9 protein-coding genes and 1 pseudogene are annotated in these 8274 nt (G+C 69.4%); 3 read left to right on the top strand and 7 right to left on the bottom strand.

Annotated elements, in window-relative coordinates; translation table 11 throughout:
* The 3 genes and pseudogenes from B9G38_RS12505 to B9G38_RS12495 all read right to left on the bottom strand — a co-directional run.
* Positions 1–640 (bottom strand): annotated as a pseudogene (locus B9G38_RS12505) (phosphate ABC transporter, permease protein PstA); the annotation flags it as partial.
* Positions 640–1614, bottom strand: coding sequence for a phosphate ABC transporter permease subunit PstC (gene pstC / locus B9G38_RS12500; RefSeq protein ID WP_086220575.1), 975 nt, complete (start codon positions 1612–1614; stop codon positions 640–642). The gene pstC and the pseudogene B9G38_RS12505, both read right to left, overlap by 1 nt.
* A 56-nt stretch (positions 1615–1670) precedes the next feature.
* Entirely contained in the window at positions 1671–2663 is a 993-nt protein-coding gene (locus tag B9G38_RS12495; RefSeq protein WP_049931478.1) for a PstS family phosphate ABC transporter substrate-binding protein, read from the bottom strand.
* Positions 2664–2888: 225 nt separating this feature from the next.
* Here B9G38_RS12495 and B9G38_RS12490 point away from each other — a divergent pair, with 225 nt between their 5' ends.
* A complete protein-coding gene (locus tag B9G38_RS12490; protein ID WP_049931477.1) occupies positions 2889–3185 on the top strand; it encodes a hypothetical protein in 297 nt (98 codons plus the stop codon).
* 58 nt (positions 3186–3243) lie between these two features.
* Here B9G38_RS12490 and B9G38_RS12485 read toward each other — a convergent pair whose 3' ends face one another.
* The 4 genes from B9G38_RS12485 to B9G38_RS12470 all read right to left on the bottom strand — a co-directional run bounded on the left by B9G38_RS12485 (position 3244) and on the right by B9G38_RS12470 (position 7581).
* Positions 3244–5406: a (Fe-S)-binding protein gene (locus B9G38_RS12485; RefSeq protein ID WP_086215906.1), complete on the bottom strand. Its 2163-nt coding sequence runs from the start codon at positions 5404–5406 to the stop codon at positions 3244–3246.
* A gap of 124 nt (positions 5407–5530) precedes the next feature.
* Positions 5531–6244 carry an energy-coupling factor transporter transmembrane protein EcfT gene (locus tag B9G38_RS12480; protein ID WP_086215907.1) on the bottom strand — a complete coding sequence of 238 codons (714 nt, stop codon included), beginning with the start codon at positions 6242–6244 and terminating at the stop codon, positions 5531–5533.
* Positions 6241–6975: an energy-coupling factor ABC transporter ATP-binding protein gene (locus B9G38_RS12475; protein ID WP_086220574.1), complete on the bottom strand. Its 735-nt coding sequence runs from the start codon at positions 6973–6975 to the stop codon at positions 6241–6243. Before B9G38_RS12475 ends, B9G38_RS12480 begins: the two co-directional genes overlap by 4 nt.
* A 6-nt stretch (positions 6976–6981) precedes the next feature.
* Positions 6982–7581: a biotin transporter BioY gene (locus B9G38_RS12470; protein WP_049931473.1), complete on the bottom strand. Its 600-nt coding sequence runs from the start codon at positions 7579–7581 to the stop codon at positions 6982–6984.
* Between the two features lie 154 nt (positions 7582–7735).
* On the opposite strand from B9G38_RS12470, the gene B9G38_RS12465 reads away from it, so the two are divergent.
* Both B9G38_RS12465 and B9G38_RS12460 read left to right on the top strand, forming a co-directional pair.
* Positions 7736–7963, top strand: a complete 228-nt coding sequence (locus B9G38_RS12465; protein WP_086215908.1) for a type II toxin-antitoxin system ParD family antitoxin — start codon at positions 7736–7738, stop codon at positions 7961–7963.
* Positions 7956–8274: VUT family protein (locus B9G38_RS12460; protein ID WP_143415441.1), on the top strand; the 319-nt coding region annotated here is incomplete at its 3' end. The genes B9G38_RS12465 and B9G38_RS12460, both read left to right, overlap by 8 nt.

Genomic DNA, 8274 nt, shown 5'->3' with positions numbered 1-8274 from the left:
CCAGTCCCCCGAGGCCGCCCGGCGCCGCCGCGGTCCGCGCCCGGGGCGTCGACCGTCGCCGCCCGAACGCGCCCAGCCCGACGGCCGGGAGGACCCCGAGCGTGTACGCGGGGAACCACAGCAGCGGGTCGAACACGAGGAACAGCGTGCCGACCGCGAGCCCTACGGCGGCTCCGCCGACCAGCCGCCCGAGGAGTCCGAAGCCGACCGCGCCGACGCGGCCGCCGCTGCCGACGTACGCGAGGTACGCGGTGACCGGGGCCGCGACGACGAAGAGGTACGCGAGCTGCCAGTTGAGCCGCGGAATCGGCACGACGAGCGCCTCGATGGCGGTGAACAGCGCGGCGACGGCGACGAGGCCGCCGCCGAGCGCGCCGAGCGCGCGTCGGGTCACGGTCGGGTCGCTCGCGCTGTACAGGCAGAACGCGAGGAACGGGACGACGAGCGTGAGGAAGTACGTCAGCAGCCACTCCGGGCTCGCGTTCGCGAGATCGAAGGCGTCGATGGCGACGTACACGAGGAGCACGCCGAGCGCGACGAGGCCGAACACGCTCGCGCCCAGGGACAGGTACTCGAAGACGATTCCCCGGACTCGACTGACCTCGCCGAAGCCGTTCGCGTTCGCGTTGTCGGTCGCCATCAGTACTCCTCCCGGTAGCGTTGCGCGATGATATCACTGATCACGTTCATGACGAGCGTTACCGCGAACAGCGCGAGGCCGAGCGCGAACATGGAGTTGTACGGGAGCGTCCCGCCGGTGAGGTCGCCGCCGGTGATCTGGACCATCGCGACGGTGATGGTCATCCCGGACTCCAAGAGCACGTCGGCCGGGTTGACGAAGGGGATACCGAAGAGCGCCTCCCGGACCGCGGGCATCCGCGCCTGCGCGCCCATGGCGACGACGACGATCATCGTCTCGCCGATAGCGCGGGAGACGGCGAGGATGTACGAGGAGGCGATCCCGGAGATCGACGCCGGGACGACGATGCCGGTCGACACCTCGAACTTGGTCGCGCCGAGCCCGTAGCCGGCCTGCCGCAGCTCGTCGGGCACGGCGCTCATGGCGTCCTCGGAGATCGACGACACCATCGGGATCGTCATGATCCCGACCATGATCGACGCGGACAGGGCGTTGAACGTGCTCATCTCCGGGAACAGCGTCACCTTCAGCGCCGGAGTGACGTACACGAGCGCGAAGTACCCGTACACGACCGTCGGGATCCCCGCGAGGATCTCCAACAGCGGTTTCAGGATCGACCGGGCGTTCGGGGTCGCGTACTCGCTGAGGTAGATTGCCGTGAGCGTCCCGATCGGGATCGAAATGAACGCCGCGGTGATCGTCACCGTGATCGTCCCGATGAGAAGCGGGATGATGCCGAACGCCTGCCCGCCGCCGGCCGGGTTCGGGCTCCAGTTGGTGCCGGTGAGGAACTCGGCGACCGAGATCGAGCGGAAGAACACCACCGCGTCCGACAGGAGCGTGACGAAGATTGCGGCCGTGGTGAGCAGGGTTATCGCCGCACACGCCGCGAACAGGCCGCCGTAGGTTCCCTCCTTCAGTCGTGTGAGTCCGCCCCGCCGCGACAGGTCGGGACTCTCTGTGCTGTCAGTCACGAACGGTGGGGTATCGAACGCTGTCGTAAATCAATACACCGGTTCATCGCGCCGGCTCAGCCCTGCGCCTGCTCGATCGCGTCTTCGAGCGTCTGCATCTGTTCCTCCTGCGTCTCCTCGGTGGCGGGCACGTAGCCGACGTCGTTGGCGACGAGCTCCTCGTTCGTCGTCTGTTCGACGAAGTAGCGGGCGAACTCGGCGATGTGCTCCTCGCCGAGTGACTCGATCGACGGGTAGGTGAAGAGGGGCCGCGAGAGCGGCGTGTACTCGCCCGACGAGGCGGTTTCGAGGCTCGGCTCGACCGGCCCGTCGCCGTCGTCGATGCCGAGGGCCTTCAGCTGGTCGGGGTTCTGGAAGTAGTACGCGAAGCCGAAGTAGCCGATCGCGTACGGGTCGCCGGAGACGCCCTGGGCGATCGTGTTGTCCTGCTCAGTCGCCTGATAGTCGCTGGTGTGGCCCTCCTCTTCGAGGATCGCCTCGATGAAGTAGTCGTACGTGCCGGAGGTGTCGGCGGCGCCGAAGCGGTTTATCTCCTCGTTCGGGAACTCGTCGCGGACCTCGTCCCACGTCTGGACGGGGTCGGACTTCCAGATCTGGGCGAGCTCCTCGGTCGTGAGCGAGTCGATCCAGTCGGCGTCGGGGTTGACGACGACCGTGAGCGCGTCGGTCGCCGCGATCAGCTCGACGTACTCGACGCCGTTCTCCTCGCATAGCTCCTCCTCCTCGGGCTGGATCGGGCGGCTCGCGTTGTTGAAGTCGGTGTCGCCCGTACAGAAGAAGTTCGAGAATCCGCCGCCGGACCCCGTCGAGCTGATGTCGGGGTCGACGCCGGGGTGCTGCTCGGCGAAGTCCTCCATGACCGCGCTCATCAGCGGGAACACCGTGCTCGAACCGGCGATGTTGATCGGACCGGAGAGCTCGTCGCCGCCCGAGCCGCCGTCTCCGCTCTGCGTACAGCCGGCGAGACCGAGCGCCCCGGCGCCAGCGATCGCCGCGAGCGATTTCCGCCGCGTGATTCCCGTTGCGTCCGCGTCGTGACTGGACTCCATTACGTGTGGGTGGACGAGTTCCGGTTAAGTAGTATGCTATGAACGGTACGTGGTGTCGCATACTCCCCAGTACGGCTATATGCTTCCACATATTCTATATAGTAGTATATACTCCCGAAGAGCGACGGTCGGCGGGGAGAGACGGCGGCGCGCGGCTCCTCGGCGCCGGATCGGGGCGAAACCGGGACGTGGTTTTAAGTCCTCGTACCGGGAGAACCCGGACGAATGACGCCTCCCACGACCGACGGGCCGCCGGCGCCGACGACCTCCCGGGAGGAGGCGTGGGTGGCTCACGCCGCGCTGCTCGACGCCGCGCGGAGCGCGACCGACGACGAGGCACCGTACCACCGCCCGATCGAGTCGTTAGAGCGGGGCGCGGCGCTCGACGACGAGGGCGTCGCCCTGCTCCGCGACGCGCTCGTCGACTACCTCGGCGACGCGCCGGTCCGCGACCGCGCCCCCGGGCGAGCGCTGTTGCGGCGCACGGACGAGGCGACGGACCGGCGGTCGCGGCGAGCGTAGGGACGGCGGTCGCGGCGAGCGTCTCGGTCCGGCGGCTCCGACGGACCGAGTCCCCACGCTACGATCCGACCTCCACCGCCTCGATCAGCAGCTCCGCCACGTCGACGATCTCGATCTGGTCCTCGAAGTCCCCCGTCTTCCGCCCGTCCTCGAACATCGTCGTACACATCGGACAGGCCACGACGAACTTCTCGATCGACGCCCCCGCGTCGGTGTCCTCGACGGCCTCACGGAGGCGCTCCTCGCTCGGCTTGACTTCCTCCTCGTGTTCGGTCCAGAGCCCGCCGCCGCCGCCGCCGCAGCAGAACGAGTCGTCCCGCGACCGGGGCATCTCGTGGAGATCGGCGCCGGTCGCCCGGATGAGCTCGCGGGGCGCCTCGTACTCGTCGTTGTACCGGCCGAGGTGACATGGGTCGTGGTAGGTGACGGTGTAGTCCAGCTCGTCGCCCGAGAGGTCGAGCCGGCCCGCCTCGACCAGCTCCTCGACCACCTGCGTCCAGTGGAACACGTCGACCGCGCCGTCAGCGTTCCACGGCTCCTCGCGCTCGAACGGCATCATCGGGTCGTCCGCGAACTCCGCGAAGTCGACCTCGGGGTACTCGTTTTTGATCGTGTTGTAGGAGTGCGGATCGGTACAGACGATGTTCTCGAACTCGCAGTCGGCGAACGTCTCGACGTGGTGGCCGGCGAGTTCGAGGTAGAGGAACTCCTCGCCGATCCGGCGGATGTCGTTGCCGTCCGTCTTCTCGTCGTCAAAGAGGATGCCGAACGACACGTCCGCCTCGTCGAAGAGGCGGGCGAGCGCACGCGCGACCTTCTTGTTCCGATCGTCGAAGCTCGGGTAGTCGCCGACGTACCAGAGGTACTCCACCTCGGTCTCGCGGGCGTCCGGGACCTCGACGCCGTCGAGGTCGTCGGCCCAGTCGCCGCGGGTCGCCTGGGAGTCGCCGAAGGTGTTCCCCTTCTGCATCACGTCTTGGAACACGTCTTGGAGGTTCGAGTCGACCGCCCCCTCGTCGACGAGCTGGCGGTTCATTTTCGTGAAGGAGGTGAGGTGCTCGATGTCGACCGGGCAGGCGTCCATACACGCCATACAGGACATACAGGACTCCATCGACTCGGCGTCGATGACGCCGCCCTCGTCGGCGACGATGGGGACCGTGCCGCCGTCGGTCGCCGCGGGACCGCCTCCACCGCCCGAGCCGGCCACCGGGTCGTCGCTCACCGACTCGCGGTACGACTTCAGATCGAGGATGACGTTCCGCGGGTCGAGGTTGCGCCCGACCGTGTCGGCGGGGCAGGCGTCGGTACACCGGCCACACTTCGTACAGGCGTCGCCGTCCATCAGCTCCTTCCAGGTGAAGTCGTCGAGCGACTCCGCGTTCGTGTGGTCGAGGTCCGCGGGGACGTTCGGGAGCCGCGCGCCCGCCTTCTCGTCGCGGGCGACGACGTTGGCGAACGACGAGATCATGTGGAACGGCTTCGCGTAGGGGATCCACGCCACGAACGCGAACGCCAGCAGCGAGTGGCTCCACCAGAGGACGCCGTATATCGCCTCGGCGCCCGCGGCCGTGAGCCCGGACGACTCCAGCCCGGTCGCGAGCGCCATCCCGACGAAGCTCACCGTCTCGGTCGCCCGCCCCGGCTGGCCGACCATACTCACGCCCTCGACGACGAAGCCGCCGACGCCGAGCAGGAACAGCGTCCACACGAACGCGTCGTCCTCGAAGGAGGTGTGTTTTCCCCAGAGCCGCCCCTCGCGCTGCCGGTAGCGGCGGTACGCGGCCATGCCGACGCCGACGACGAACAGCAGGCCGAACGCGTCGACGGCGAACTGGTACGCGAGGTAGAAGTCGCCGACCCAGAAGGACTCGCCCGTGAGCGGACGGTAGAGGTCGATGTCGATCCCGAGGATGGTCGTCGCGACGAGCAGGACGAGGAACCCCCACAGCACGAACGTGTGCATCACGCCGGTGTAGAGGTCCCCGTCGAACTGGTTCTCGTTCGCGAGGACGGTCTTCGTCGCCCCGATCACCCGTCCGGGGAGGTCCGACAGCCGGTCTCGCGGGTCTTCGCTCCCGCGCGCGTACGCCGCGAACCGCGCGTACACGCCGTACAGGAAGACGAGGATCGCGACGACGGCGAGCCAGTAGAACGCGGCCTTCCCCACCGGACCGATGGTCCAGAAGGTTTCGCGGGTGGCCGCCTGTAAGGGAGTCATGATCGATCACCGGGATACGGCCGGGTTAAAACTTGCCACAGCGCAGCGGCCGCCGCGCGGCGTTCGCGCGAATCGAAGGACTCCCGCCGCGGAGGAGATCCCGGTCCGCGCAAGCGACGACGGCTCAGACGGCCCGAAACAGCGCCGCCGCCAGCAGCGCTCCCGCGAGCGCCAGCGCCGGCGCGTCGATCCGGGTGAGCATCAGCCGCGGCAGCGTCGGGTTCCACGCGAAACAGCGGGCCGAGAGCGCCGTGGAGAGGCGGTCCGCGCGCCCCAGCGTCCGGGTCGCGCCCGCGACGGCGACGCGCTCGATCCGGTCGACGAGCGGGCGTTCGGTGCCGAGCCGGGCCGCCGACGCCTCCCTGACCGCCGTGATCTCCCGCCGGAGAACCGGGAGGAACCGGAAGACGAGCGAGACGCCGACGCCGAGGAACACGCCGGGGCGACCCGGGACGGTCCGCTGGATCGCCGCGCGCGACTCCCGGACCGTCGTGGTACGGACGTACGCCGCGCTGACGACGACGACGAGCAGCACGCGGTAGCTCGACAGCGCCGGGTAGACGGCCGCTCCCGGGTCTATCGCCGGCGGAGACAGCTCGATCGTCGCGACGAGCGGCGCGGCGACGAGGAAGGGGAGGATGACCCTGAACGAGCGGACGACGCCGGCGAGCGACAGCGACGCGAGCCGGGCGACCGCGAGCGCGAGGACGGACAGGACGGCGAGCCCGCGGGGGGTCGTGTACGCGAACGCCGCGGCGGCGAACGCGACCTGAACGGCGATCTTCGCCCGGGGGTCGAGCCGGTGCGCGACAGTCGAGCCGGGGACGTAGCCGATCATCGCGTGTCGGACTCGCCCTCGAGGCGCTCGCTCGCCGGGACGTGGACGTCGAGCGCGGGGAGTTCGGCGCGCGCCGCCTCGGGCGGGGCGTCCAACGCGATCGACCCGTCGGCGAGCGCGATCACCCGGTCACACCGGTCGATCAGGCCGCGCAGGTCGTGAGTGACGACGACGATCCCCGTTCCGTCGACCGAGAGCGACGCGAGGTGAGACAGCAGCGAGCGACGGGCGGGCTCGTCGAGCCCCGAGAACGGCTCGTCGAGGACGAGGTGGTCCGGCTCCATCGCCAGCGCGCCGGCGACCGCGACACGGGCCTTCTCGCCGCCGGAGAGCGCGTCGATCCGCTCGTCGCCCCGCCCGGCGAGGTTGACAGCGTCGAGGGCGGTCGCCACGCGTCGGTCGATCTCGTCGTGGGACAGACCGAGGTTCTCGGGGCCGAACGCCACGTCGGCCGCGATCGTCGCGGCGACGAAGCTGTCCGCCGGGCGTTGGAACACCATCCCGACCGCCGTCCGCGCCGCGACGAGGTCCGCCTCGGCCGGGACGCCGTTGACCCGGACCTCTCCCTCGGTGGGCGAGAGCAGGCCGTTGAAGTGACGGACGAGCGTCGTCTTGCCAGAGCCGTTCGGGCCGGTGACGAGGAGGAACTCGCCGTCGTCGACGGAGAGCGAGACCGAGTCGAGCGCGACCGCCCCGTCGAACGCGTGCGTGAGGTCGCTGACGGCGATCACGCCGGGTCAGGCAGCCGCGATCGCGTCGTTCTTGACGATGCCGACGGCGGCGGCGATCTTGACCGCCTCGACGGGGACGAAGGCGAGCGAAGAGACGAGGAACGCCTGCCACAGCGACGCGTACCACGGGTCGTACTGTATCACCGCGAAGCCGACCGTGCCGAACCCGTAGATGATCGCGGTCCCGGCGACCATCGCTCCCACGAGGACCGGCGTCGGGACCGCGTCGACCTCGGAGAGGCTCGTCCCGCGGTGGGCGACGAGCCCGATCACTCCCGCGGCGAAGGGGTACGACCAGAGGAACCCGAGCGTCGGGCTGGCGATCAGGTAGCTGATCCCCGCGGTGCCGCCGGAGAAGACCGGCGCGCCGACCGCGCCGGCGGCGAGGTACAGGACCATCGAGAGCGACCCCCACACCGGGCCGAGCATGATCCCCGCGAGGAACACGCCGAGGACCTGGAGCGTGATCGGTACCCCTGCCGAGAGCGGGTTCGGGAAGGAGACGTACGCGAACGCCCCGACGAGCGCCGCGAACAGCGCGGCGCGAGCGAGGTTCGTCGCCGCCTCGTCGCCGACGAGATCGACGGACTCCGTGTTCGTTGCCATGACTCAACGGACTCGTAAACCCACTTCAACGTAGCGGTTTACGAGCTCTGGGCGGGCGGGCAGCGCAGCCGGACGTCGGGTCGAGCACTTCGGGACTCTCTCGATAATCTCCGGATAATAACGTTCATCCCTACCCGGCGTCCACGACGCGAGTATGCCGAAGATAAGCGTCGAGATCCCGGCGGAGCTGCTTGCCGACCTCGACGACCACGTGGGCGACGACGGGAAGTTCGTGAACCGCAGCGACGCGGTGCGCGCGTCGATCCGGAAGACCCTCGACCTGCTCGACGAGATCGACGCCCGCCACGACCGGCTCGACGACGACCCGGCGACGGCGGCGGGGTTGGAGAGGAGCGAGTCAACGGGGGAGACCGATGAGTAGTCGGACGGCGGCCGGCGGGAACGGGCCCTTCCGGACCGACCCGCTGGACCGGACGGCGGTCGCGGCGGTGGCGCTTATCACGCTGTTCACGGTCGCGCTCGGGACCGCACAGCTCACCGCAGCGAAGGTGCTCGCGCTGCCGCTCCCGTTCGCGCTGCCGGTGGTCGGCGCGGAGATCCTGCTGCCCGGCGCCGCGCTCGCGTACGCGCTCACGTTCCTCGCCTCCGACTGCTACGCGGAGCTGTACGGCCGGCGCGCGACGCAGGTGGTCGTCAACGTCGCGTTCCTCGCGAACTTCCTCGTGTTAGCGC

This window comes from Halorubrum sp. SD612 (assembly GCF_002135005.1).
This window is presented reverse-complemented; position numbering and strand designations above follow the sequence as displayed.

What these genes read in the sequence shown, in the direction of transcription:
- B9G38_RS12490 (WP_049931477.1), top strand. Translation starts at nt 2,889, where the DNA reads ATGACGCCTCCCACGACCGACGGGCCGCCGGCGCCGACGACCTCCCGG.
- B9G38_RS12470 (WP_049931473.1), bottom strand. Translation starts at nt 7,581, where the DNA reads ATGGCAACGAACACGGAGTCCGTCGATCTCGTCGGCGACGAGGCGGCG.
- B9G38_RS12465 (WP_086215908.1), top strand. Translation starts at nt 7,736, where the DNA reads ATGCCGAAGATAAGCGTCGAGATCCCGGCGGAGCTGCTTGCCGACCTC.
- B9G38_RS12495 (WP_049931478.1), bottom strand. Translation starts at nt 2,663, where the DNA reads ATGGAGTCCAGTCACGACGCGGACGCAACGGGAATCACGCGGCGGAAA.
- B9G38_RS12485 (WP_086215906.1), bottom strand. Translation starts at nt 5,406, where the DNA reads ATGACTCCCTTACAGGCGGCCACCCGCGAAACCTTCTGGACCATCGGT.
- B9G38_RS12480 (WP_086215907.1), bottom strand. Translation starts at nt 6,244, where the DNA reads ATGATCGGCTACGTCCCCGGCTCGACTGTCGCGCACCGGCTCGACCCC.